The sequence below is a fragment of the Streptomyces canus 299MFChir4.1 genome, from assembly GCF_000383615.1.
Taxonomy (GTDB): Bacteria; Actinomycetota; Actinomycetes; order Streptomycetales; family Streptomycetaceae; genus Streptomyces; species Streptomyces canus_C.
The window spans coordinates 493,444-518,111 of sequence record NZ_KB911584.1 but is presented as its reverse complement, the minus strand read 5'-3'; the positions used below and the strand labels follow the sequence as shown (position 1 = coordinate 518,111).

21 protein-coding genes are annotated in these 24,668 nt (G+C 71.7%); 12 read left to right on the top strand and 9 right to left on the bottom strand.

The window, feature by feature from the left end:
* Nucleotides 1-3 precede the first annotated feature (3 nt).
* The 4 genes from H293_RS0110415 to H293_RS0110400 form a co-directional block, all read right to left on the bottom strand.
* Nucleotides 4-1,581: a serine/threonine-protein kinase gene (locus H293_RS0110415; protein ID WP_028807726.1), complete on the bottom strand. Its 1,578-nt coding sequence runs from the start codon at nucleotides 1,579-1,581 to the stop codon at nucleotides 4-6.
* Nucleotides 1,582-1,656: 75 nt separating this feature from the next.
* Complete coding sequence (locus H293_RS0110410; protein ID WP_020117812.1) at nucleotides 1,657-3,306, bottom strand: urease accessory protein UreH domain-containing protein; 1,650 nt, start codon at nucleotides 3,304-3,306, stop codon at nucleotides 1,657-1,659.
* Nucleotides 3,303-4,772, bottom strand: coding sequence for a tetratricopeptide repeat protein (locus H293_RS0110405; RefSeq protein WP_020117811.1), 1,470 nt, complete (start codon nucleotides 4,770-4,772; stop codon nucleotides 3,303-3,305). The genes H293_RS0110410 and H293_RS0110405 overlap by 4 nt, the downstream gene beginning before the upstream one ends.
* A gap of 111 nt (nucleotides 4,773-4,883) precedes the next feature.
* On the bottom strand, nucleotides 4,884-6,416 hold the full coding sequence (locus tag H293_RS0110400; protein WP_199790147.1) for a DUF4331 domain-containing protein: 1,533 nt from the start codon (nucleotides 6,414-6,416) through the stop codon (nucleotides 4,884-4,886).
* A gap of 206 nt (nucleotides 6,417-6,622) precedes the next feature.
* Between H293_RS0110400 and H293_RS0110395 the strand changes: the two genes are divergently transcribed.
* From H293_RS0110395 to H293_RS0110385, 3 genes are all read left to right on the top strand, one after another.
* The gene (locus tag H293_RS0110395) at nucleotides 6,623-7,165 is read left to right on the top strand and encodes a sigma-70 family RNA polymerase sigma factor (RefSeq protein ID WP_028807725.1); all 543 of its coding nucleotides are present in this window, start codon (nucleotides 6,623-6,625) and stop codon (nucleotides 7,163-7,165) included.
* On the top strand, nucleotides 7,162-7,986 hold the full coding sequence (locus H293_RS0110390) for an anti-sigma factor (RefSeq protein WP_020117808.1): 825 nt from the start codon (nucleotides 7,162-7,164) through the stop codon (nucleotides 7,984-7,986). The genes H293_RS0110395 and H293_RS0110390 overlap by 4 nt, the downstream gene beginning before the upstream one ends.
* A gap of 126 nt (nucleotides 7,987-8,112) precedes the next feature.
* Nucleotides 8,113-8,382: a hypothetical protein gene (locus tag H293_RS0110385; protein ID WP_028807724.1), complete on the top strand. Its 270-nt coding sequence runs from the start codon at nucleotides 8,113-8,115 to the stop codon at nucleotides 8,380-8,382.
* 193 nt (nucleotides 8,383-8,575) lie between these two features.
* Here the strand turns inward: H293_RS0110385 and H293_RS0110380 are convergent, their stop codons facing one another.
* Both H293_RS0110380 and H293_RS0110375 read right to left on the bottom strand, forming a co-directional pair.
* Nucleotides 8,576-9,358, bottom strand: coding sequence for an ABC transporter permease (locus tag H293_RS0110380; RefSeq protein ID WP_020117806.1), 783 nt, complete (start codon nucleotides 9,356-9,358; stop codon nucleotides 8,576-8,578).
* Nucleotides 9,355-10,293, bottom strand: coding sequence for a daunorubicin resistance protein DrrA family ABC transporter ATP-binding protein (locus tag H293_RS0110375; protein WP_028807723.1), 939 nt, complete (start codon nucleotides 10,291-10,293; stop codon nucleotides 9,355-9,357). Before H293_RS0110375 ends, H293_RS0110380 begins: the two co-directional genes overlap by 4 nt.
* 63 nt (nucleotides 10,294-10,356) lie before the next feature.
* On the opposite strand from H293_RS0110375, the gene H293_RS0110370 reads away from it, so the two are divergent.
* Nucleotides 10,357-11,070, top strand: coding sequence for a TetR/AcrR family transcriptional regulator (locus H293_RS0110370; RefSeq protein ID WP_020117804.1), 714 nt, complete (start codon nucleotides 10,357-10,359; stop codon nucleotides 11,068-11,070).
* 64 nt (nucleotides 11,071-11,134) lie between these two features.
* On the opposite strand, the gene H293_RS0110365 is transcribed toward H293_RS0110370, so the two are convergent.
* From H293_RS0110365 to hmgA, 3 genes are read right to left on the bottom strand one after another with little or no spacing between them, the layout of a single operon-like run.
* Nucleotides 11,135-12,289, bottom strand: coding sequence for a type ISP restriction/modification enzyme (locus H293_RS0110365; protein WP_020117803.1), 1,155 nt, complete (start codon nucleotides 12,287-12,289; stop codon nucleotides 11,135-11,137).
* A 40-nt stretch (nucleotides 12,290-12,329) separates the two neighbouring features.
* The gene (locus H293_RS0110360; RefSeq protein WP_020117802.1) at nucleotides 12,330-13,079 is read right to left on the bottom strand and encodes a GntR family transcriptional regulator; all 750 of its coding nucleotides are present in this window, start codon (nucleotides 13,077-13,079) and stop codon (nucleotides 12,330-12,332) included.
* A gap of 27 nt (nucleotides 13,080-13,106) precedes the next feature.
* Nucleotides 13,107-14,468 (bottom strand): homogentisate 1,2-dioxygenase, encoded by a 1,362-nt coding sequence (hmgA, locus tag H293_RS0110355; protein WP_020117801.1) that lies wholly within the window; start codon nucleotides 14,466-14,468, stop codon nucleotides 13,107-13,109.
* Between the two features lie 173 nt (nucleotides 14,469-14,641).
* Between hmgA and H293_RS61375 the strand changes: the two genes are divergently transcribed.
* The 8 genes from H293_RS61375 to H293_RS0110315 all read left to right on the top strand — a co-directional run bounded on the left by H293_RS61375 (nucleotide 14,642) and on the right by H293_RS0110315 (nucleotide 24,384).
* On the top strand, nucleotides 14,642-15,517 hold the full coding sequence (locus H293_RS61375) for a hypothetical protein (RefSeq protein ID WP_020117800.1): 876 nt from the start codon (nucleotides 14,642-14,644) through the stop codon (nucleotides 15,515-15,517).
* A 64-nt stretch (nucleotides 15,518-15,581) separates the two neighbouring features.
* The gene (locus H293_RS0110345; RefSeq protein ID WP_020117799.1) at nucleotides 15,582-16,202 is read left to right on the top strand and encodes a TetR/AcrR family transcriptional regulator; all 621 of its coding nucleotides are present in this window, start codon (nucleotides 15,582-15,584) and stop codon (nucleotides 16,200-16,202) included.
* Between the two features lie 92 nt (nucleotides 16,203-16,294).
* The gene (locus tag H293_RS0110340) at nucleotides 16,295-18,532 is read left to right on the top strand and encodes a molybdopterin oxidoreductase family protein (RefSeq protein WP_020117798.1); all 2,238 of its coding nucleotides are present in this window, start codon (nucleotides 16,295-16,297) and stop codon (nucleotides 18,530-18,532) included.
* A gap of 138 nt (nucleotides 18,533-18,670) precedes the next feature.
* Nucleotides 18,671-20,098 carry a CitMHS family transporter gene (locus tag H293_RS0110335; RefSeq protein WP_020117797.1) on the top strand — a complete coding sequence of 476 codons (1,428 nt, stop codon included), beginning with the start codon at nucleotides 18,671-18,673 and terminating at the stop codon, nucleotides 20,096-20,098.
* Between the two features lie 33 nt (nucleotides 20,099-20,131).
* Entirely contained in the window at nucleotides 20,132-21,370 is a 1,239-nt protein-coding gene (locus H293_RS0110330; protein ID WP_020117796.1) for an MFS transporter, read from the top strand.
* Between the two features lie 101 nt (nucleotides 21,371-21,471).
* Nucleotides 21,472-22,128, top strand: coding sequence for a hypothetical protein (locus H293_RS0110325; RefSeq protein WP_020117795.1), 657 nt, complete (start codon nucleotides 21,472-21,474; stop codon nucleotides 22,126-22,128).
* Complete coding sequence (locus H293_RS0110320; protein WP_020117794.1) at nucleotides 22,115-22,855, top strand: class F sortase; 741 nt, start codon at nucleotides 22,115-22,117, stop codon at nucleotides 22,853-22,855. The genes H293_RS0110325 and H293_RS0110320 overlap by 14 nt, the downstream gene beginning before the upstream one ends.
* Before the next feature lie 191 nt (nucleotides 22,856-23,046).
* The gene (locus tag H293_RS0110315; RefSeq protein WP_020117793.1) at nucleotides 23,047-24,384 is read left to right on the top strand and encodes an ABC transporter ATP-binding protein; all 1,338 of its coding nucleotides are present in this window, start codon (nucleotides 23,047-23,049) and stop codon (nucleotides 24,382-24,384) included.
* Nucleotides 24,385-24,668 lie beyond the last annotated feature (284 nt).

Below are 24,668 nucleotides of genomic sequence, written 5' to 3'. Positions count from 1 at the left end.
CCCTCACGGGGACGCAGTGGGGGAGGCCTCGCCGGTGCCGGTCGGGGTCTCCGCCACGTATGTCAGCGAGAAGGGGACCGAGTTGGACGTCTTCTCGACGGGGTCGCGGACCTCCACGCTGATGGTGTCCTCGAACGTCCCGCTGTCGTCCTGCGTGGTGACGAACCGCCTGTCCTGCTGAGTTTTTCCGCCCCCGGCCGGGAACGTGAGCGTCTTCCAACTGCCGTTCACCGAGCCGTTCTTCGACACCCAGCGGTAGGTCACCGTCGCCGGGAGCCGCCCGACCTCCAGCGTGACCGTGAAGGTGGGGGCCGCCGATCTGTCCGGCGGACAGCTGCCCGTGTAGTCGGTGTTCGAGCCCGACAGCGAGACGGCCACCGACTGCGGCGGGGGCGCGCTCGTGGTGCTCTTGCTCGGACTCGGGGACGGGGTGTCGCTTGGCTCGTCCGTCTTGGTCTGCGCGGGTGAACTCACCGCCGGACCACTGTCCTTGGCGGTCTGTCCGCCCTTGTCGCCGTTGTCGCGGTTCAGCAGCGCGTACGTCAGCCCCGCGATCGCCAGCGCGAGGGCCAGCACGCCCGCGACCAGGACGACGGTCGCGCGACGGTTGCGCTCCGGGGGCCCGGAGGCCGCGACGGGGGTGGAGGTGGGCGTGGGCGCCGGCCGGTACGGGGCCGTCGGCGGCTCCTGCGGGAAGGGCGCCGCCATGGTCGGGGCGTAAGGGCCCGCCTGCACGGCATCCGCCCGGGGCGTGCCGCCCGCCCCGATGATCCGCAGCTCCTGCTCGGCCCGGTCGGCCGGCAGCCGCTGTGCGGGATCCTTGCGCAGCAGCCCCTCGATCACCGGCGTGAGCGGACCGGCCCGGTACGGCGGCGGCAGCTCCTCGTCCACGATCGCGCGCAGGGTGCTCAGCGGGGTGTTCTGCCGGAAGGGGGAGTTGCCCTCGACGGCGGCGTACAGCAGCACGCCCAGCGACCACAGGTCGGACTCCGGGCCCGGGGTGCGGCCGAGCGCCCGCTCCGGGGCCAGGAACTCGGGCGAACCGATCACCTCGCCGGTCATCGTGAGCGCGGAACTGCCCTCGACCTGGGCGATGCCGAAGTCGGTGAGCACCACGCGGCCGTCGTTCGACAGCAGCACGTTGGCGGGCTTCACGTCCCGGTGCAGCACCCCGGCCTCGTGCGCGGCCCGCAGCGCGGAGAGCACCTCGGCACCGATGTGCGCGGTCCGCTGCGGGTCGAGCGGGCCCTCCGCGTCCAGGAGCTCGGCGAGCGAGATGCCCCGCACCAGTTCCATGACGATCCACGGGCGGCCGTCCTCGGTGGCCACGTCGTACACCGTGACCACATTGCGGTTGGCGACCCGCGCCGCCGCCCACGCCTCGCGTTCGAGGCGGGCGTACAGCCGCTCGACCTCGTGCGTCGCCAGGCCGTGCGGCGCGCGCACCTCCTTGACGGCGACCTCGCGGTGCAGCACCTCGTCACGGGCGCGCCACACGGTTCCCATGCCGCCCTCGCCGAGCGGGGACAGGAGGCGGTAGCGGCCCGCGATCACTCGTTCACTGCCCGGTTCTTCGGACACGGGCGTCCCCCATTCGCATCCGGGCGAAATCTCCACTCCGCGTGATGTCGCACGAGAATTCTGTACAAAAGTAGCTCAGCCGAGTGCGGATGCCGCCCCCTTGAGCACCAATCCTGCCCCGAGAGCCACCACGACGAACGCCGACATCAGGGGCGCGGTCCTGCGCACCAGGGCGGTCATCGGGCTCGCGGCCAGGCGGGGGCGCCTGTCCAGCAGCCGTGTGACTCCACTGCCCAGCCTGACGACGGCGAATCCGGCCGCGGTCAGCGTCAGGGCGAGCCCGACGCCGTACGCCACGACGAGCAGCAGCCCGAACCAGGCCTGTCCCAGCGCGGCGGCCCCGACGAGCACGACCACGGCGGAGGGGCTGGGCACGAGACCGCCCGCGAAGCCGAGCAGGATCGTGCCGCGGACGGTGGGGGCGACGGCGTGGATGTGGGTGGAGCCGCCGTGGGTGTGCTCCAGGGCGTGGGAGTGGTCGTGGGGGTGCGGGTGGTCGTGCCCGTGATGGTGGTCGTGCTCGTGGTCGTGTGTGTGGCTCGGTGCGTGGGCATGTGTGTGCGTGGCCGCCGTTGCCGGGGCCGTCTGTGTGTGGGCGGAGACCAGGACCAGGGAGCGCTCCACGTGCTTCTCGGTGTCATGCGGATGGTCGTGCGTGTGCCCGTGTCCAGGCCCGTGTCCGTGCTGGTGCGCGCGGGTGCGCAGGGCCCGGCGCAGCAGGGTGACGCCCGCCGCGGTCACCATCACCCCGCTCGCGATGCCCAGCCACGCGATCACCGAGGGCGCCGCCGCCGAGCCGGCCGTGACGAGGAGGCCCAGGGTGACCACGCCCAGGGTGTGGGTGACGGTCACGGAGGCGGCAAGCGGCAGGACGTCCTTCATCCGGGCCCTGCCGCCGCGGGCCGCGGCCACCGCGGCCATCAGGGTCTTGCCGTGGCCCGGCGCGAGGGCGTGCATGGCGCCCAGGACGACCGCGATGAGCAGGGCGAGCGCGGCGAAGCCGAGGGTGAGGTCGTGCCGTGCGACCAGGGAGTCCAGGGCGCGGGTCCAGCGGTCGGCGCCGCGGGGCAGCACGGAGGCGGCGGGGGCGTTCGACCGCTCCTCGGTGAGGGCCGGCCCGCCGGGCCGTACCCGCAGGGAGGCGGTCACGGTGTCAGCGGAAGAGGAGAGCAACTCCTGCGGGTACGTGGTCAGTTCGTCCGAGACCGACTTCGTGGGGACGTCCGACCTCGCGAGTGTCATGCGGTCGCCGCGCGCGGTGATCTCGCGCCAGCCGGGCCCCGAGTCGGTGCCCGCGCTGTGGAACCCGAGCGTGACGGTGGCGTCCTCGGGCAGCGGGGCGGTCAGCCGGCACTCCACGCGCAGGGTGTGGAGCCCTGCCTGACCGGGACGCACGCGCGCGTGGCCGGTCTTCACGGCCAGAGCGGTCGTGCGACCGTCGACGGTGACCTTGGAGCCCTCCGCCGCCTTCTGGCAGCGCTGGGCCGCCCACTCCGTCATGCCGAGCTTGTCGATGTCAGGCTTGGCCTGGGTGGCGGGGATCTCGGCGAGGTCCTCGACGTGGTCGACGCGGAGCAGACCGGGGGCGGCGACGAGACCGTCGTAACGGTTGACGGTGAAGTTGCCGAGGGGGTGGGCGCTCGCGCTGCCGGAAGGGAGCAGCGCGAGCGCACAGGCCGCCGTCAGGACGGCCGTGAGGGACGCGAACAGACGGCGGGGCTTCACTTCGACGCCTCCTTGAGGGCCTTGCGGGCCTCACGGGCGCCGAGGGGGGAGAAACCGGGGTTGAGCTTCAGGGCGGAGGTCAGATGGCTCCGGCCGGCCTTCCGGTCGCCCGTCGCGAGCTCGATGATCCCGCGGTGGTAGAGGAAGGAGGCGTTGCGGTAGCCGGTGGCGGTGGCCTGCCGGGTGTACGGCAGGGCCTCCTTGTCGCGGCCGTTGACGTGCAGGGCCCACGCGAGGGCGTCCGCGGTGTGCACGGTGTGCCGGCGGGCCCACTCGGCGCGGGCGGCCTTCAGGGCGGAGCCCTTGTCACCGTGGTCGGCGGCGGCGAGCGCGGTGTCGAGGTCGGCGTTGACGCCGTTGGCGCGGGCGAGCGCGATCCAGGCGTCGACGAGCGCGTACTGGTCGCCGGCCCTGGCCTTGTCCCCGTCGGCACCCCGGTCCTCGTACAGTTCCCCGAGCGCGACGAGCGGCCCGGGCAGCGGATACCGGGCCACGACGGCCTCCATGCCCTTGACCGCGGCGGCCCGGTGGCCGCTCGCGGACTGGGCGCGGGCCCTGCCCTCCAGGGCGGGGAGGTAGGCGTCGTCGGCGGCGAGGGCACGGGCGTAGTCGGTCAGGGCCGTGTCGTAGTCGCCCTGGTTCCAGGCGAGTTGGCCCAGCGCGGCGGCCACGTAGGCGATGTCGCCCGGAGTGGTCGCGGTGGACAGGGCCCGCTCCAGGACGGCGCGGGCGGTGCGGACGTCGCCGCGCAGTTCGTGGACGTAGGCGTAGCGGGTGAACACCGGGATGCCGGGCCGCCGTTCGTCCGCGAGGTCGGCGGCCTTCGACGCCTCGGCGTAGCGGCCGAGTTCGACGAGGGCGTCGATCCGGGAGCAGAGGGCGCGCTCGTCGTACGGGTTCTGCTTCAGGGTCCTGTCGGCGTACGTGAGGGCGCCCTTGAAGTCGTGCCGGGCCGCGGCGAGGGCGGCGAGACCGGCGAGCCCCTGGTCGTTGTCGGGCGCCAACTCCAGTGACTTCTTGAGGGCTTGTTCGGCCTGCGGGTACCGGGACGGGTCACCCTTGGTCCGTGCCTGCTCGACGTAGGCGAGCCCGAGGGTGGCCCAGCTGCCGAAGTCCCTGGGCTGGCCGCGCAGATGGGCCTGGATCGCCTTGATGCCGGCGTCGAGGTCACCGCTCGCCATGAGACCGGGGGAGACGGCCGACGAAGAACTCGCGACGGTGGCCGTGCCGCCGTCCCGCAGCGCCCCGAAGGCGATCGACCCGCCCGTCAGCGCGACCGCCAACAGGGCCGCGCACCCGGCGAGTTGAGCGGCCTGCCAGCGCCGGCCGGCCGCCGAGACCCGCCGCACGGCGGCGATCTTCTCTTCGGCGACCGTCTCGTCGTCGGCCTGAGCAGAGGGCTCCACGGTCTCCGACGAACCGCTCTGCTCGTCCTCGGGTGCGCTGTCGGTCGTAGACCCGGACATGCCCTCTCCTGATTCGTTCGTGATCGATCGTGTACCGCGGCGCGGCCCGCACCGTGGGGGATGGAGTCGTGCGGGCCGCGCCAGTAAGGGGGGGTGGGGGGATCGGCGGGCCTAGTAGGCGCGCCGCCGCATCCGGCGCCACCACATCAGCGCCAAACCGATGAGCGCGATACCCGCAGCCCCCGCACCCGCGGACCCCGCGATCAGGGACATGTTGTCCGAGCCGGAGGTCCCCGCCGGGGAGAGCGCGTCCCCGAGCTGGTTGCGGACGTCGTTCCCGCCGGACGTGCCCTTGGCGAGCGGACCGCGCGAACCCTCCGTCGGCAGCGCCACGTACGGGAACGACTTCTCGAAGTCCTTGTCGTTCTTGTCGACGGCGTCACCGAGGTCGTTCTTGGACCCGACCAGCTCGCCCTCGACGACCTGGAGCGAGGCGTCGATCACGTCGTCGGTGAGCCGACGGCCGTTCGGGAATCCGGCGTTGTCGCCATCAAGCACACCGAGCCGCTTCGGAGAATCGGTGGGCTTGATGGACGTGTTGAGGCGCAGCTCCTCGGCGGGGCGGACGTGGGGCGGCTGGTTCAGCCCCTTCACACCCTTGAGGAACACGTCCACGAGGTCGTTGCGGGGCTCCTTCGGGGCCGGGATCTTGTAGATCGCCTCGATGAGCTTCGGCAGTTCGGGGTTGGTCACGTTCTTCAGGAACTGACCGTCCTGCCAGGGCGAGGACGCGTTGAACTTGTCCTTGTCCTTCAGCGGGTTGACTACCTCGTTGACGAGCGGGTTGCCGAGGCGCGAGACCTGGGAGTAGTACCCCTGCGCGTTCCTGCGCTGGGTCGTCGACCAGATGCCCACGACCGGCTGGTGCGAGGACTCGGCGATCATGTCCGTCGGGACCTGGAGGGCGATCGAGTTGACGTTGTAGCCCTTGAGCGTGTCGTTGCCGACCTCGGTGAGGTTTCCGCCGTACAGCAGGTCGAAGACGCGCAGGTCGGCGAAGAACGGGTCGTCGGCCTGGCCGGCGAAGGCCGTCGCGTCGCCGGGAAGCTTGTAGACCGCCTGGTCGCGCAGCTTCTCGTAGTTCGGCATGGACGCCTTGCCGACGTTCGACGGCGCCACCGGGATGTCGTCGGCGACCTTCGTCTTGTACTGGACCTTCCCGTACTTCAACCGGAAGAGCTCGATGTCGTACGTCTGGGTGACGTTCAGGTCCGGGTCGTCGAGGCTCTCGACCACGCCGGTGTTGTACAGGAACGACTTCTTGTTCTTGACGTGCGTCTTGAAGGTGAAGCGGTAGAGCAGGTCGCCCTGTCCGTCACCGTTGTTGTCGATGTGGAGGTCGTACTGGGCGTCCTCGGCGAACTGGTAGAAGTTCGGGCCGCCGCCGGGCTCCTCGAACGGGATCCAGTTGGCGACGATCGTCGTCGAGTCCGGCTTGTCGGGGCTGACGAACGCGTAGAGGTCCGTGTTGTCGTGCTGGGGGTCGCCCGAGATCAGCGGGGCCTCCCGGTGACTGGAGGCGGAGGCCGCCCCAGGTTCCAGCGTGGCCACACCGGCGGCTGCGAGCCCTCCGGCGGCCAGCGCACCACATACGAGGGTCGCGAGACTCCTGCGTCCCGAGCCACTCCTGGAGATAGGTGTCATGCCGTCCGTCCTCAGTCCAACTTGCCTGACGCCGGTGATTCGGAGTGGTGGGCGGGCCGGATTGGTCGAATCTCAAAACTTCTTTTCTGCTGCTCGACCCGCGTTTTCGGCCTTCTGATCCGTAACCCCATCCGGAGGTGTGTTCGTTGCGAATACCTCGTGGGACGGGACGGCCCAGGTGCGGCTTTGCGGGAGGGGGCGGCGAGTTGGAAGCGGATGAGCTTCTGTTGCTCGTGGCGGGCGGGGACCAGATGGCATTCGAGGAGCTCTACGGGCTCGTGGCCGGGCCGGTGTTCGGGCTGGTACGGCGTGTGGTGCGTGATCCGGCGCAGTCGGAGGAGGTGTCGCAGGAGGTGCTGTTGGAGACCTGGCGGTCCGCCGCGCGGTTCGACCCCCGCCGCGGCAGCGCGCTGTCCTGGATCCTCACCCTCGCGCACCGCCGTGCCGTCGACCGGGTGCGCAGCGCCCGCGCGGCCGGTGAACGCGAGCAGCGCGAGGCACGCCGGGCCCACCACACCGCCTTCGACCAGGTGACCGAGGAGGTCGAGGCGGGCCTCGAACGCGAGTGGGTGCGCCGGTGCCTGGAGCGCCTGACCGAGCTCCAGCGGCAGTCCGTCACCCTCGCCTACTACGACGGCTACACGTACCGTGAAGTGGCCGAGCGGCTCTCGCTGCCGCTCGGCACGGTGAAGACGCGGATGCGTGACGGACTGACCCGCTTGCGGGAGTGCCTGGGAGGTGCGGCATGAGCCTCTTCCGCCGGGAAGATCTGCACTCCCTCGCGGCCCCGTACGCCCTCGACGCGCTGGAGCCCGCCGAGCGGGCCCGCTTCGAGCGGCACCTCAAGGACTGCGACAGCTGTGCGGCGGAAGTGCGTGCCCTGTCCGAGGACGCGGTACGGCTCGCGTGGTCGGCCGCCGCTCCGCCGCCGACCGCGATGCGCGACCGGGTGCTGGCCGCCGTACGCACCATCCCGCAGGAGTCGGCCGTGCGGCCCGAGCCGGCCCGCGCGCGGCCGGAGCCGGTACGGGCGCGCAAGTCGCAGCTGCCGCCGCATGTCTGGGGGGTCCAGCCGCCGCCCAGGCAGCGTCAGCGGCGTCCCCTGTTCGTGCCCTTCGCGACGGCCACCGCGGCCGCGGCTCTCGTCGTCGCCTCGCTGTTCGCCGTCCAGGCCAACCGGACCCAGGACGAACTGGATGCGCAGAAGGCCCAGGCCAGTGAGATCGCCCACGTTCTCCAGGCCGGGGACGCGCGGGCGACCCGAGGACAGGACGCACAGGGCCGGACGATCGGAGTGATCGCTTCCGCATCCGAGGGGCGCGCGGTCGTCACCCTGAGCGGGTACAGCGCCCCTCCGAGCGGCCGGGTGCGCCAACTGTGGCTCATGCGCCCCAACGAGCAACCGCGCTCCCTCGGGCTCTTCGCCGCCGACACGCCCTTGGTCGCGAGCGGACTCGACAAGTCCGCCACATCACTCGCTGTGACGGTCGAACCCGACGGGGGATCACCACAGCCCACTACCCAGCCGGTTGTCCAACTCGCCCTGAAATCGGTCGGATTCGGAGAGTAATCATGGAGGCGTCGTCAACGCCCTTGCGGGGAAGGTGAATCCTGTGACGCCGATACACGTGTGCCCCGACGGGGCGATAGGGTTACCCTGCCCGGGCCGGGTGGACTCGTACGGGTGGGGAGTGACATGGAACAGATAGCAGTGCGCAGGGCGAGGGTCCCTGCGATCACCTGCGGGAGCAGCGCGACCAGTTCGCGCCTCGACCGCCATCTCTCGGTGCTGTCGGGACCTGCCGTCCCGCAGCGGGAGACGGCTGAGGCGACGTCGCTGATGCTTGAGCTGACCGCGCGTGACACCAGCGAGCAGGAGCGCAGTGACAGGGGTGCCCGGGTACGCCGCGTCTCGCTGTTCGCGCCGCTGCGCCGACTGCGCCGTTCGCTGTTCGGCGGGCACTGAGCTCTGGTCGCCCGGTATCGTGCTGCGATCCTGCCCGTCATCCCCACGGCATGCAGCACGATCCAGGTGAGTCGGCCGAGCGTGGGACACGTCCCGCGGCTCGGCCTCCCGGTACGCACCATCTTCGGCATGCACGCCCCCGAGGTCGGCCCGGGCCCCGATGGGCCCGAACTCCCCTCCCGGCAAGCGGTGTTCAGTCCTCCCCGCGTGCATACCGCCGTACGGCGAGCGGTGCGAAGACCGCGATCAGCAGCGCACACCAGATCAGTGACCCGGCGATCGGGTGTGCGACCGGCCAGGCGGCCCCCTCCGGCACCGGGGCGTTGCCGAACAGGTCCCGCAGGGCCGTGGTCACCGCGCTGATCGGGTTCCACTCGGCGAGAGCGCGCAGCCACCCGGGCAGCCCCTCGGCCGGGATGTACGCGTTGGACAGCAGCGGCAGGACGAAGGTCGCCCCGCCCAGCTGGCCCGCCGCCTCCTCGCTACCGGTGAGCAGGCCGAGGAAGATGCCGATCCAGGTGGTCGCGAACCGGAACAGCAGCAGCAGTGCGAGCGCGCCCGCCGCCCGGAGCGCGGACCCCTCGACGCGCCAGCCCACCGCGAGTCCCACCAGCAGGAACGGCACCAGGCCCGCCGCGGTCACCAACACGTCTGCGACCGACTGGCCCAGCGGCACGGCCGCCCGGCTGATCGGCAGGGTGCGCAGCCGGTCGGTCACGCCCCGGTGGACGTCCTGGGCCGCCTGGAACATCCCGGTCATGATCCCGTTCGCCGCCGTCGCCACCAGCAGGCCCGGCACCAGGAACGACCGGTACTCCTCGCCCGGCATCGCCAGCGCGCTGCCGAAGACGTAGCCGAAGAACAGCAGCATGGTGATCGGCATGGTCTGGGTCAGGATCAGCAGCCCCGGGTTGTTCCGGACCCGCCGCAGCTGACGGCCCAGCATCGCGGTGCCGTCGTAGGCCAACATGCTCATGTCGCAAGCTCCTTGGTGAGTCGCAGGAAGACGTCGTCGAGGGTCGGCGGCCGGATGCTCGCGTCGAGCAACGGCACGCCCGCCGCGTCCAGTTCGCGCACCAGCCGGGGCAGGGTGAGCGTGGAGTCCCGGGTGATCGCGCCGATCGCGTTCCGGTCGTGGTCGAACGACGGTTCGCCGCCGGTGAGTTGGTCGAGCACGCCGGCCGCCTTCACCAGGAGGTCCGCGTCCGTGACGACGATCTCGACGTGCGCCCCGATCAGCGCCTTGAGCTGGGCCGGCGAACCCGTGTGCGCGACCCGCCCCTTGTCCACCAGGGCTATGTCATGGGCGAGCCGGTCGACCTCCTCCAGGTACTGCGTGGTCAGCAGCACGGTCGTGCCGTCCGCCGTCAGATCGCGCACGGCCTCCCAGACGATGTTGCGGCTGGCCGGGTCGAGTCCGGTCGTCGGCTCGTCGAGGAACAGGATCTCGGGGCGCCGGATCAGGCTCGCCGCGAGATCGAGACGGCGCCGCATCCCTCCCGAGTAGGTGGACGCGGCCCGGTCGGCGGCCTCGGTCAGTCCGAAGCGGTCGAGCAGCTCGGCGGCCCGCTCGGCCGGCCCCCGCACCCGGTGCAGCCGGGCGAACAGCCGCAGGTTCTGGCGCCCGGTGAGGTCCCCGTCGACCGACGCGTGCTGCCCGGTGACGGCGATGGCGCGGCGCACCGCCTCCGGCTCCCGGACGAGGTCGTGCCCCGCGACCCGCGCGGAGCCGGCGTCCGGCCGCAGCAGCGTGGTCAGCAGCCGTACGGCCGTGGTCTTGCCCGCGCCGTTGGGGCCGAGGATGCCGCAGACCGTGCCCGGGGCCACGGCGAGATCCAGGCCGCGCACGGCATGGACCTCCCCGAACCGCTTTTCCAGACCTTCACTAAGTACAGCGTACGTAGAAGTCATGGCAGGACCATAGCGCACTACGTACGCTGTACGTAACTAGGATGGTGGCCGAGGTGATGATCGATGGCGGGCCGAGCGGCCGTACCCGAAGTGATCTGGGCCCGTCCCGAGCGGACGGGGCGTGGGCCGAAGCCCGCGTTCACCAGGGCGGACATCGCGGCGGCGGCGGTGCGGCTGGCCGACGCCGGCGGGCTGGACGCGGTGTCGATGCGCCATGTCGCGGCCGAACTGGGCTGCGGGACGATGTCCCTGTACAACTACGTCCCCCGTAAGGAGGACCTGTACGAGCTGATGGTGGACGCGGTCAGCGGGGAGCACGAGCTGTTCGAGCCGACCGGTGACTGGCGGGCCGACATGCTGCGCAACGCGCGCCAGACCAAGGCCCTCATGCACCGGCATCCCTGGATGGTGCGGCTGATGTCAGGGGTGTACGGCTTCAGCCCCAACGCCCTGCGCTACCTGGAGCACTGCCTCGCCTGCCTCGACCCGCTGGACGCCCGCGCCGGCACGAAGATCGAGCTGGTCGCGATGCTCAACGGGTGTGTGACGACGTACGTCTCCAACGAGCTCTCCACCGCCGAGCGCGTGCGGTCGCTGCCGTGGTCCGAGGAGCAGGAGAACGCGGTGCGGATCGCCTACCTGGGCAGTCAGGTGGCGTCTGGGGCGTATCCGCGGCTGGCGGCGTCGTTCATGGAGGACGCGGGGCCGATCGATCTGGACGCGGTGTTCGAGCGGATGCTGGAGCGGGTCCTGGACGGGTTCTCGCCGCGGGGGTGACTGTTCGGTGCCGGGTGCGGCGCCGTGGTGGCTGGTCGCGCGGTTCCCCGCGCCCCTAGCGGGGTTACAGCAGCGCGAACTGGCCTTCTGGGCCCTCCTCGTGGTGATCGAAGACAGACGCCGGCTTCCGCGCGCTCTCCGGCACCGGCAATACCCCCGCCTCACGCAGGTCGCTCGCCGAGATCTGTGAAGTCACATCGTCCTCCAACGGCTGGAGATCCGCCAGCAGGGCCAGCACCGTGATCAGTTCGAGCAGCTCCGACGTCCATGCCTGCGGCCAGGTCGCCGGGCGGATCGCGGACAGGGTGCCCGGCTCCGGTTCCGCGACCCGAGCCGCGAACCACTGCTCCAGCACCCGGACGCCGCCCGCCTGGAAGTCCCAGGCCTCCGGCGGTACGGGAGAGACGCGGCCCTCGTCGAGCAGCAGGGCCTCCTCGTCGCGGTCGTAGTCCAGGATCAGGGGGCGGGACGGCAGCGGTGCGCGTACGTACGGACGGCGACCTCCCGGCAGCTTCGGCCGGTCGCCGTCGCGGCGCATCAGCCACAGCGTGCGGCGGCCCGACTCGACGCCGCGGCACCACAGTTCGGGGTCGTCGGTGAGCGGGACGGTGAGGCCCGGGCGGACCGCCGTCACGATCCAGGCGAGGACGTCCAGAGGTGCCACCGGGATACCGAGCCGGGTGCCCAGGTGCTCCAGGAGGCCCGGAGCCAGGTTCGGTTCGGCGCCGCCCGGGCGGCGGTACAGCGGGCGGATGCGGCCCGGGCGGAGCAGGGGGAGCACCGAGGTCGCCAGGAGCTGGGGGCCCCGGCCGTCCGTGGGGGTCTCCACCACGAACACCTGCTCGTCGTCCGCCACCCGCCACAGCTCGGGCCGGGCCGCGTCGATCAGCCGCTGGTCCGGGATCAGCCACTGCTCGTCGAAGGGCCCGGACAGGACCCGTACCGGCTCCGGGCACGGGCCGGAGGCGCGCGTGAGCCTCTCGGTGCCGCCCGTCCGCCCCGGCAGCTGTCCGAGAGCCGAGCGCAGGGTGCGGGAGCGGGTGGGCTCGAACAGGGCCTCCCGGTCGGGCCCCTCGGCCTTCAGCAGGGCGTCCCAGCGGGCTTTGAGGGATGCCGCGTCGGGGCCCGTCGGCCACCCTCGGCCGAGCCGCGGCGGTGCGACGGACCACGGCATGAGGTCCGCCAGCGGCGGAGCGTCGTCGTGCGTCACGCTGGGCATCGTACGACCTCTCGCCGACAGGCGGCCGGGGCCAGTGGGTTCACGTGGCGTCCAGAGTCACCGAGAAGGAGAACCGGTCGCCCCGGTAGTGGATCACCGCCGCGTCGAGCACCCGGCCGCCCGTGTCGTAGGTGACCCCCGTGTAGTGCAGGATCGGGCTGAGCAGCGGGACTTGGAGCAGCCGGGCGGTCTCCGGGTCCGCGAGCCGTGCCTCCACGGTGTCCGTGATGCGGCCGATGTCCACCCCGACGACGTCCCGCAGCACCTTCGTCATCGGCCGGCGCGCCAGGTCCGACGGGTCGATGCGGGCGGCCAGTTCGGGGCGGACGTAGTTGCGGGCATGGTTGGTCGGCTCGCCCGTCTTCTCGTCGCTGCGCAGCCGGTGGTACGACGCCACCTCGTCCAGGTCCGGGAAGTACTCGGCGAGTTCGGGCGGCACGGGCGACTTGCCGTGTTCCAGCAGTTCGGTCGTCATGCCGGACTGCTGGGCCACGATGGCGTCCACGGAGCCGAGCAGCCGGACCGGGGCGCCCCTTCGCGCGTCGGGCTCGATGAAGGTGCCCCGGCGCCGGTGACGGGTGATCAGCCCCTCGTCCTCCAGCTCCTTCAGCGCCTGCCGCATGGTCAGCACGCTCACGCCGTAGTGGCCCGCGAGCTGTTCCTCGGTGGGCAGGCGGAGCGGGTCCTGGAGGGAGCGGCCGAGTATCGAGGCGCGCAGGGACTGCGACACCTGGTACCAGAGCGGCAGCTTGCGGTTCAGGACGATCGAGTCCGGGGCGAAGGAGGTCACGGGCTATCCGTACCTTCCGCGGATCGGTCAGTGCAACGGGCGGAAGTGACGTTCCAGGCCCCGCCACACGTCGTCGTAGTGCGACTGGAGGTGGTCCGCCCGGGCCGCCTGCGCCGTGAGCGTCACCGGCCAGCGGGTCTCGAACATGAACGCGAGCCCGTCGTCGACCTTCTGGGGCTTGAGCTCGGCCGCGCTCGCCCGGTCGAACGTCTCCCGGTCGGGTCCGTGCGCCGACATCATGTTGTGCAGCGAGCCGCCGCCGGGCACGAAGCCCTCCGCCTTGGCGTCGTAGGCGCCCTCGATCAGGCCCATGTACTCGCTCATCACGTTCCGGTGGAAGTACGGCGGCCGGAAGGTGTCCTCGCCCACCAGCCAGCGTGGCGCGAAGACCACGAAGTCGACTCCGGCCAGGCCCGGCGTGTCCGACGGGGACGTCAGCACGGTGAAGATCGACGGGTCGGGGTGGTCGTAGGAGATGGAGCCGATGACATTGAAGCGGCGCAGGTCGTAGACGTACGGCACATGGTTGCCATGCCATGCGACCACGTCGAGCGGGGAGTGGTCGTAGGTCGCCGTCCAGAGGTTGCCGCAGAACTTGTTGACCACCTCCACCGGCCCCTCGACGTCCTCGTAGGCGGCGACGGGGGCGAGGAAGTCACGGGCGTTGGCGAGACCGTTGGCGCCGATCGGGCCGAGGTCGGGGAGCTGGAAGGGGGCCCCATAGTTCTCGCACACATAACCGCGGGCGGTCGGGCTCTGCCCGCGATTCGGCGCAGTGTCGAGCAGCTCCACACGGAAGCGCACCCCGCGAGGGATCAGCGCCACATGGCCCGGCTCCACATGCAGCAGCCCGAACTCCGTGCGCAGCAGCAGCCCGCCGCGCTCCGGGACGATCAGCAGCTCGCCGTCGGCGTTGCTGAAGACGCGGTCCATGGAGTCGGTGGCGTGGTAGAGGTGCACGGCCATGCCGGTGCGCTGGGTGACGTCGCCGTTGCCGCCGAGGGTCCACAGGCCGGCGAGGAAGTCGGTGCCCTCGACGGGCTCCGGCAGCGGGTTCCAGCGCAGCCGGTTCGGGTCCGGGACCGACTCGGTGAAGGGGGCCGTGCGGAGGTGGCCGTTGTGGGTGTGCGTGAACGCCGGATGCGCGGCGGAGGGGCGGATGCGGTACAGCCAGGAGCGGCGGTTGTGGGCGCGGGGCTCGGTGAACGCCGTACCGCTGAGCTGTTCCGCGTACAGGCCGAGGGGGGCGCGCTGCGGGGCGTTGCGGCCCACGGGGAGGGCGCCCGGGACGGCCTCCGAGGCGTGCTCGTTGCCGAATCCGGAGAGGTGGGCCAGGCCCTCGGCGGTCTTGCGTGCGTCGCCGCGCGCGAGCGCTGCGTCCCCGTTCATGATCGCTCCCTTGCGGTCTGATTCCTATGGAACACCGTAGGATTGTGGTGTCCTCGGCGCAAGAGCACGTTCCGTGGAACCGATGTCCCCCTCGTGACCTCCTCAGGGAGGAGGACGAGAACCAGACCCCAGGGGGATTCGCGTTGTCGGACCTGTGTTCTACGCTCCCCGGCATGTCGTGGACGCGGGGACTCCTTGCCCTGCTCGCGGTCTGTGTCCTGCTGGTGACCGGATCCGTGAGCTGTGGCGCCGATGGGGCACAGAAGAACAAGGACGGACAGTCGGTGTCACCGGTGGGCAAGGTCCTCGGCGACACCGATCACGAGGGCCGCCACTACCGCGAGGTGGACAAGGACAACGCCCCCGACGTCGGCATAGTGGTGCAGCCGGACACCGACGACAGCTGGTCCGTGCGGCTGACCGTCGAGAACTTCACCTTCTCGCCCGCCGCGACGAAGGCGAAGGCGGCCTCCGGCCGCGGTGTCGCCGTCCTCTTCGTGGACGACCGCCCCGTCACCACCCTGCGCGCCCCGTCCTACCGCCTCGCGGCCGCGTACGTCCCGCAGGGCACCCACACGGTCACCGCCCGCCTCTACGCCGACGACGGCACCGTCTGGGCCGTCGACGGCGCCCCGGTCGAGAGCACGGCGGACGTGACGGCGTCGGAACCCCAGCCGACGGGGAGCGGTGCTTCGGAGTCGGGGGCCAGGGGGAGCGTGGGCGGTGGTTCGGGGGCGCGGTTCGTCACGGGCGGGGGTTCGGAGGGAGGTGCTTCGGAGGCCCGGCCCGCTGTGCGCGCGAGCGGGGGCGGCGATGTCCCGGGATCGCAGCCGGTGGCCGCCGCCGACGGTGGCGTCGCGGTCGCGCGGGCCGGTGGGCGTGCAGGTGGCGGCGTCCTGACCGCGCTGGCCGGCACCGGCACCGGCGTCGGCGGCGCAGGCCCGGAATCCCGGACCGTGGGGCGCATGAGTGAGGGTGTCTCCCTCCTTCGGACCGGCAGCACGGCCTCGCAGGCGCGGCCCGCGGCAAGCGCCGACGGTGCCCGGTGAGTGCCGCAGGCCTCCCGCCCCGTACCAGGTGGCAGGGTTCACCGGACCGCGGCGGAAAGGCATCATGAAGCCCGTGCCCCAAGCGACCTCGCTTCGCCGCGCCCCCGTGCAGCGGCGCAGTGCCGAACGGCTGACCAGAATCCTCGACGCCTGCGCCGACCTGCTCGACGAGGTCGGCTACGACGACCTGAGCACCCGCGCCGTCGCCCTGCGCGCCGGTGTGCCCATCGGCTCGGTGTACCGCTTCTTCGGCAACAAGCGGCAGATGGTCGACGCCCTCGCCCAGCGCAACCTGGAGCGTTTCACGGTCGGCGTCACCGAACGTCTCAAGGAGTCGGGCGAGGAAGGGGGCTGGCGTACCGCGATGGACGTCGTCCTCGACGAGTACCTCGCCATGAAGCGCACCGCCCCCGGCTTCTCCCTCGTCGACTTCGGCAACCAGATCCCCGTCGGTGCCCGGCACGCCGAACCCAACCACCGTGTGGCCGACCGCCTCACCGAGCTCCTCTCCGGCTACCTCTCCCGCGAACCGGACGACGACCTGCGCCGCACCTTCCTCATCGCCGTGGAGACCGCAGACACCCTGGTCCACCTGGCCTTCCGGATGGCGCCCGAAGGGGACGAGAAGATCATCCAGGAGGCCCGGGAGATGTTGCGGGCCTATCTGGCGAGGGTCCTGGACTGACGCTCCCGCGGAATTCGCCGGTGAAGGCCTCCCACACGTGCATACCGGTCGGTATGCTCACTGGGTCAGGCACCGCCGCCCCGGGAGGACCCGTGTCCCGCACCGCTCTGCGTATCTGCCCCCTGTGCGAGGCCACCTGTGGTCTGACGCTCACCGTCGAGGGGACCCGGGTCACCGGCGCCCGCGGGGACCGCGACGACGTGTTCAGCAAGGGGTTCATCTGCCCGAAGGGGGCCTCCTTCGGTGCCGTCGACGGGGACCCCGACCGGCTGCGCACCCCTCTCGTACGACGGGACGGTGAGCTGCGCGAGGCCACCTGGGAAGAGGCTTTCGACGCGGTCGCCGCCGGCATCCGGGCGGTCGTCGACGGGCACGGGGCGAACTCCGTCGGGGTCGTCCTCGGCAACCCCAACGTCCACACCGTGGCCGGCGCCCTCTACCCGACGGTCCTGCTGGCCGGACTCGGCACCCGCAGCATCTTCACCGCCTCGACGGTGGACCAGATGCCCAAGCACGTCTCCAGCGGCCTGCTGTTCGGCGACGCCAACGCCATCCCCGTGCCCGACCTCGACCACACCGACCACCTGCTCCTCATCGGCGCCAACCCCCTGGAGTCCAACGGGAGTCTGTGCACCGCCCCCGACTTCCCCGGCAAGCTCAAGGCGCTCAAGGCCCGCGGCGGCACCCTCACCGTCATCGACCCCCGCCGCACCCGCACCGCAAAGCTCGCCGACCGGCACATCGCCGTCCGGCCCGGCACCGACGCCCTGCTGCTCGCGGCGATGGCGTACGTGCTCTTCGAGGAAGGGCTCGTGGACACAGGGGAGTTGACCCCGCATCTCCAAGGGGTCGACGAACTCCGGGAAGCCGTCGGGGACTTCACCCCCGAGGCCGTCGCCGGCACCTGTGACGTCGAAGCCTCCGAGATCCGCGCCCTCGCCCGCGAACTCGCCGCGGCCCCAACCGCCGCCGTGTACGGCCGCATCGGCAGCTGCACGGTCCCGCACGGCACCCTGGCCAGCTGGCTCGTCGACGTGCTCAACATCCTCACCGGCAACCTCGACCGTCCCGGCGGCGCGCTCTTCCCGCAGGCGGCCACCGACCGGACCCCCCGGCCCGCGGGACCCAGCCACGGGTTCGCCCTCGGGCGCTGGCACTCCCGGGTGAGCCGACACCCCGAGGCCAAGGGGGAGTTGCCGCTCTCCGCGCTCGCCGAGGAGATCGACACCGCGACCGAGGAGGGCGAGCCGATCCGGGCACTCGTGGTCGTCGCCGCCAACCCCGTGCTGTCCGCCCCCGACGGCAACCGGCTCGACAAGGCCCTCGGCTCGCTCGACTTCATGGTCAGCGTCGATCCGTACCTGAACGAGACCTCGCGCCACGCCCACGTCGTGCTGCCGCCGCCCCCGCCCTCCCAGAGCCCGCACCACGACTTCGCCTTCAACACCCTCGCCGTGCGCAACCAGGTCCGCTACACCCGCCCCGCCGTCCCGCTGGAGCCCGGCCGGATGGCGGAGACGGAGATCTTCGCCCGGCTGATCCTCGCCGCGACCGGCATGCACGGCGCCGACCCGTCCGCGGTGGACGACCTGGTCATCGGCCAGACCCTCGGCAAGGCCGTCAAGGACGCCCACTCGCCCGTGCGCGGCCGCGAGCCGAGTGAGCTCAGCGCCGCACTCGCCGGCGACACCGGCCCCGAGCGGCGGCTCGACATGATGCTGCGCCTCGGCCCCTACGGCGACGGCTTCGGCGTACGCCCGGACGGGCTGAGCCTCACCAAGCTGCTCGCACACCCGCACGGGATCGACCTCGGACCGCTGAAGTCCCGGCTGCCGCAGCCGCTGAAGACCAGGAGCGGCAAGGTCGAGCTGCTGCCGCGGCCGATCGCGGACGACCTGCCCCGGCTGCGCGAGGCCCTGCGCCACAAGGCCGACGGGCTCGTCCTCGTCGGCCGCAGGCATCTGCGCTCCAACAACAGCTGGATGCACAACGTCCCCGCCCTCACCGGCGGCACCAACCGCTGCACCCTGCACATCCACCCCGAGGACGCCGAACGGCTCGGTCTGAAGGACGGCGGCGCGGTACGGATCAAGGGCGCCGGGGGAGAGGTGGTGACCGAGGCCGAGGTCACCGACGGCGTGCGCCCCGGCGTGGTCAGCCTGCCGCACGGCTGGGGTCACGACCGGCCCGGGACCCGGCTCGGCCATGCCGCCAAGGACCCCGGCGTCAACGTCAACCAGCTCCTCGACGGCAGCCTGCTCGACCCGCTCTCGGGCAACGCGGTCCTCAACGGCATACCCGTAGAACTGGCCGCCGTGGCGGCGCTGTGAGCAGCCCAAAGCTGTGACCAGCAGTTTTGCGCTTATTGCTCGCATGTCAACGTCTTGTTAACGCCACTTGACGGGTCCTAACGTCATCGCACTGCCGACTCCGGTGGGAGTTCAAGGGCGAACGTTAGGTATCCACTCATGTTGACCATCCTCGGCTTCGCCATGATCGCGACCTTCCTGGTCCTGATCATGATGAAGAAGATGTCGCCGATCGCGGCGCTCGTACTGATCCCGGCCCTGTTCTGCGTCTTCGTCGGGAAGGGCGCCAAGCTCGGTGACTACGTCATCGACGGCGTCACCAGCCTCGCCCCCACCGCGGCGATGCTCATGTTCGCGATCGTCTACTTCGGTGTGATGATCGACGTCGGCCTCTTCGACCCGGTCGTGCGCGGGATCCTGAAGTTCGCGAAGGCCGACCCGATGCGGATCGTCGTCGGTACGGCGATCCTCGCCGCGATCGTCTCGCTGGACGGCGACGGCTCGACCACCTTCATGATCACCGTCTCGGCGATGTACCCGCTGTACAAGCGGCTGAAGATGAGCCTGGTCGTGATGACCGGTGTCGCCGCCATGGCCAACGGCGTGATGAACACCCTGCCCTGGGGCGGCCCGACGGCCCGCGCGGCCACCGCGCTGAAGCTCGACGCCAGCGACATCTTCGTCCCGATGATCCCGGCCCTGGCCGTCGGCCTGCTGGGCGTCTTCGTCCTCTCGTACGTCCTCGGCATGCGCGAGCGCAAGAGGCTCGGCGTGCTCACGCTGAACGAGATCCTGGTGGACGAGAAGGTCGAGGAGACCGAGACCGTCCTGGTCGGAGCCGGCACCGGCTCCGGTGCCTCCGGCACGGGCAAGGCCCCGGCGGCCAACGGCGGGTCCGGCTCGGGCACCGACGCCGAGGACGACGAGGCCGGCGACGCGGAGCGCTTCCAGGTCCTCGACCCGAACCGCCCCACCCTGCGCCCCAAGCTCTACTGGTTCAACGCGCTGCTCACGGCCACCCTGCTGACCTCCATGATCATGGAGTGGCTGCCGATCCCGGTGCTGTTCCTGCTCGGCGCCGCGCTCGCGCTCACCGTGAACTTCCCGCACATCCCCGACCAGAAGGCCCGCCTCGCCGCCCACGCCGACAACGTCCTCAACGTCTCCGGCATGGTCTTCGCCGCCGCCGTCTTCACCGGCGTCCTCCAGGGCACCGGCATGGTCGACCACATGGCCCGCTGGATGGTGGACGTCATCCCCGAGGGCATGGGCCCGCACATGGCCCTCGTCACCGGCGTCCTGAGCCTTCCGCTCACCTACTTCATGTCCAACGACGGCTTCTACTTCGGTGTCCTCCCGGTCCTCGCCGAGGCCGGCGCGGCGCACGGCGTCTCGCCGCTGGAGATGGCCCGTGCCTCCCTCGTCGGACAGCCGCTGCACATGTCGAGCCCGCTCGTCCCGGCCGTCTACGTCCTGGTCGGCATGGCCAAGGTGGAGTTCGGCGACCACACCAAGTTCGTGGTCAAGTGGGCCGCGCTCACATGCCTGTTGATCCTCGGGGCAGGAATCCTCTTCGGAATCATCTGATCCGCTTCTTTCACGTCCACGGAGGACTCGCACATGGCGCCCGGTGGGAACCGCGGCTGGCTGCTCCGCCTCGTCATCGCCTTCAGCTTCGCGCAGGGGGCGGTGTCGATGGCCCGGCCCGCCGTCTCCTACCGGGCTCTCGCGCTGGGCGCGGACGAGCGGGCGATCGGCGTCATCGCCGGTGTGTACGCGCTGCTGCCGCTCTTCGCCGCCGTACCGCTGGGCCGCCGTACGGACCACGGGCGGTGCGCGCCGCTGCTGCCGGTCGGCGTGGTGCTGATATCCGGCGGCTGCGCGCTCAGCGGCCTCGCGGGCTCTCTGTGGACCATGGCGGTCTGGAGCGGGGTGATGGGCCTCGGCCACCTGTGCTTCGTCATCGGCGGCCAGTCGCTCGTCGCCCGCCAGTCCGCCCCGCACGAACAGGACCGCAACTTCGGCCACTTCACCATCGGTGTCTCCCTCGGCCAACTGGTCGGCCCGGTCGCGGCGGGTGCGTTGATCGGGGGTGCGGACAGGGCGGGCACCAGCGCGCTCGCGCTGTTCGTCGCGGGCGCGGGAGCGGCGTTCGCGTTCACCTCGCTGTGGTGCATCGAGGACCGCGACACGGCGGCCAAGTCCCGTGCCGGGCAGGGCGACCGGGTCCCCGTCGGGCGCATCCTCGGCTCCCGGGGCGTGACCGGGGGCATCTTCGTGAGCCTGTCCGTGCTGTCCGCGACGGACATCCTCACCGCGTACCTTCCGGTGGTCGGCGAGCACCGGGGCATCGCCCCCTCGGTGATCGGCCTGCTGCTGAGCCTGCGCGCGGCGGCCACGATCGCCTGCCGTCTGGTGCTGACCCCGCTCCTACGGCTGCTGGGGCGCGCGTTGCTCCTCACCGTGACGTGTCTGCTGGCGGCCGTGCTGTGCGCGGGCATCGCGCTGCCGGTCCCGGTGTGGGCGCTGGCGGTCATGCTCGCGCTGCTCGGCTTCTGCCTCGGCGTGGGACAGCCGCTGTCCATGACCACGGTCGTCCAGGCCGCCCCCGACGGCGCCCGCTCCACCGCCCTCGCCCTGCGACTGACCGGCAACCGCCTCGGCCAGGTCGCCGCACCGGCCACCGCGGGCCTGGTCGCGGGAGTGGCGGGGGTGGCCGCCCCGTTTGTGATGCTCGGGACCTTGCTGCTGCTGTCGGCGGGGGTGGCCCTGCGGTCGTCGGAGCGGACCGAAGGGTCCGGACCGACCGCCGGGAAGCGGCCGAAGCGCCCGGGATTGCGCCGCACGAGCGATATCTGACGGCGCGCCGGACGTCGATGCGGCCGACCGTCGCGCGCATGAAGGAGAGTGCTGCCGAAAGAGCGATTTGTATGGAAATCGTCTGAATCGGAGGAGCGCGCATGCCCACCCTGAAACTCCCACGTACCTTCCGCGTCCGCACGGGCGCCTCGGTCGTCCTCACCGCCCTCGCGGCGGCCGGCGCATCGTGGGTGGCGGCGCCGACCGCATCGGCAGCGGGCGAGAACGGCGACATCCGGATCCACCACGTGGGCGTGCCTTTCGGCGTCTCCAAGGACGATCCCCGGGTCTGCAAGTTCTACCTGGATGCCGTCAACTTCGACGTCCTCACCACCATCGCCTACACCATCACGCCCCAGCCTCCGCTGCCCACCGCCGCCACCGTCGCGGGCACCATCCAGCTCGCGGGGGGCGCCGGCCACACCGACCCGCTGGGGGTGGCGGACGGACAGTACAAGATCACCTGGATCGTGGCGGGCGCCCCCAAGGAGAAGGTCTTCCGCGTCAACTGCCATGACGGCAAGCGCGACGCGGAGCGCCGGCCGGGCGACCAGATCGAGGACCAGCGCGACGGCGGGGGCTGGAGCAAGAGTGACCCCAACGGCCCGAAGGGCGGGGTGCACGCGGGTGGCGGCGGTCTCGTCGACACCGCGGCCGCCTTCGCGCCGGTGACCGCCGCGGGAGCCGTCGGCCTGGTGGCGGTCGGCGGTGTCGCGTACTTCCGGCTGAACCGCCGTCGGCCCAATGGCGCCGCGTAGGCGCAGACGCAGGCCCTGGTACCGGACCCGCGCCTACCGCCTCACCAGGACGGCCCTGCTCACGGTCGTCCTGGTGACGGTGGGGGTCCGGTGTACGGGTGACGACAAGTCGACAGCGCCGGACGGGCCCGACGGTCCGGACACCGTGGCGGCCGCAGGCCCGGACGCGGCGGCGCCCGACGAGCCGGCCCCCGCCGCCCGCACCGCACCCACCCGCACGCCTCCGCCCCGCCCGCTGCCCCGGTCGCGGCCGACGACGTTCCGCATCCCGTCCCTGGGCATCAGCGCCCCGGTCATGGGCCTCGGACTCACCAAGGGCCGGGAGTTGTCGACACCGCCGGTCGACAAGCCGAAGCTCGTGGGCTGGTACCGGGGCGGGCCCACGCCCGGCGAGTCCGGCGCGGCGATCGCCGTCGGCCACCGCGACACCATGACCGGCCCCGCCGTCTTCGCCGCCCTCGCCCAGGTGAAGCCCGGCAAGGTGATCGAGGCGGGACGCGCGGACGGCCGTACCGCGGTCTACACCGTGGACCGGGTGAAGGTCTTCGACAAGTCGGGCTTCCCCGACAAGGAGGTCTACGGCCCGGTCCGGCGCCCGGAGCTGCGCGTGATCACCTGCGGTGGACTCTTCACCCGGCGGACGGGCTACACCAGCAACGTCGTCGTCTTCGCCCACCTCACCCAGACCCGCGAGCCCGGGCCGCCGAAGAACGCGACGGTGGGTTGAAGGTGTGACGGCGTGCTGAATCCGGGCGTCCGTTATCTCGCAGGCTGGACGGTTGCGTCCGATCCCGCCCAGTCTCTTCCCCCGGCCGCATGCATTCCGTTAACTTCCGTGACTCACAGCCCCGTACGACCCGCACGGGGCCTCTCCACCGCGGAGCACCAGCGCCTGAACCAGCCCTCGGGGGCACCCTCATGACACGCGCCATATCTCTGCACCACGTCAGCAAGACCTACACCCGGGGCGTCCGGGTGGTGGACCGGCTCTCGCTGGACATCGTGCCCGGCGAGTTCCTCGTCCTGCTCGGTCCCTCCGGCTGCGGTAAATCCACCGTGCTCAGGATGATCGCCGGGCTGGAGGAGATCACCGAGGGCGAACTCAGGCTCGACGGCGAGTACGCCAACGAGCTGCTGCCCGCCGAGCGGCGGATGGCGATGGTGTTCCAGAACTTCGCCCTCTACCCGAACATGACCAGCCGGGGGAACATCGGCTTCCCGCTGCGCATCGAGGCACCCGGCGAGGACCCCCGGGCCCGCGTGGACGCCACCGCCCGCATGCTGGGCATCGAGGACCTCCTCGACCGCTACCCGGCCCAGCTCTCGGGTGGCGAACGCCAGCGGGTGGCGATGGGCCGGGCCATCTCCCGCCACCCCTCCGCCTTCCTCATGGACGAGCCGCTGTCCAACCTCGACGCCAAGCTCCGCAACCACCTGCGCGCCGAAATAGCCGCGCTCACCCGGGAGCTGGGCGTCACCACGGTCTACGTCACCCACGACCAGGCCGAGGCCATGTCGCTCGGCGACCGGGTGGCCGTCCTGCGCGGCGGCGTCCTCCAGCAGGTCGACTCCCCGCGCTCGGTGTACGCGCTGCCCCGCAACGTCTTCGTCGCCGCCTTCATCGGCACTCCGCGCATCAACCTGCTGCGCGGGGTGGTCCGGGCCCCGCTGGACGGGGCGATGACCATCAGCCTCGGCAAGCAGTACCTGAGGCTGCCCGAGCCCCTCTCCCTGGACCACCAGTTGCTCCGCGTGCAGCAGGGGCGCGAGGTGATCGTGGGCCTGCGCTCGGAGGCGATCCGCATCGCCAAACGGACCTCCGCCCGCCCCGGGGAGATGCCGATCACCGGCTTGGTGGAACACGTCGAGTTCCAGGGCCACGAGGTCCTGGTCCACTTCGACACCGGTTCCCGCCCCGCCTTCGTCGCCGACCTGGAGGCCCCGCGCCCCGCCTCGCGCTCGCCCCGGCGCCGCCGCCGCGACGGCACGGTCCTGGACCGCCTGAGAGAACGCGCGGTCTCCCTGCGCGCGGGCCCCGTCGTCGTCCTGGAGGACCCGCCGGACCCCGACCCCGCACCCGCCCCCTCCGACGCACGCCTCCCCGGCGACCTCGTCGTCCGCACCACCCCGGACATCGACCTGCGCCGCGGCATGCAGGTCCCCCTCCTCGTGGACATCTCCCACCTCTTCGTCTTCGACCAGCACGGCGACCGCATCTGCCCGTCCCCGGACCGGTTGCCGGACCTGGACGAGTGAGGAGGGCGACGGCGGGGCGGAGAGGGCGTCAGTCGTGGGAGCACGGGTGAGATCGCGGGGAGGGCGCGGCTCGGGGCGTGTCCGCGGCGTGGCACGGTCCAGTTCGGGCGTAAGCCGTGGTGCCCGGGGCCGGAGGGGGGTGCGGGACGCTGTGATCTCGACGCGGAGCAGCCCGGTTTCAGCGTGGGGACGGCGTGACACCGGCCACCCCCCCCCCTGCCGCTCGGCCCCGGCCGGGCCCCCACCCCACCCCCCGTCGACCTAATGGAGTGAACCAAGGGCAC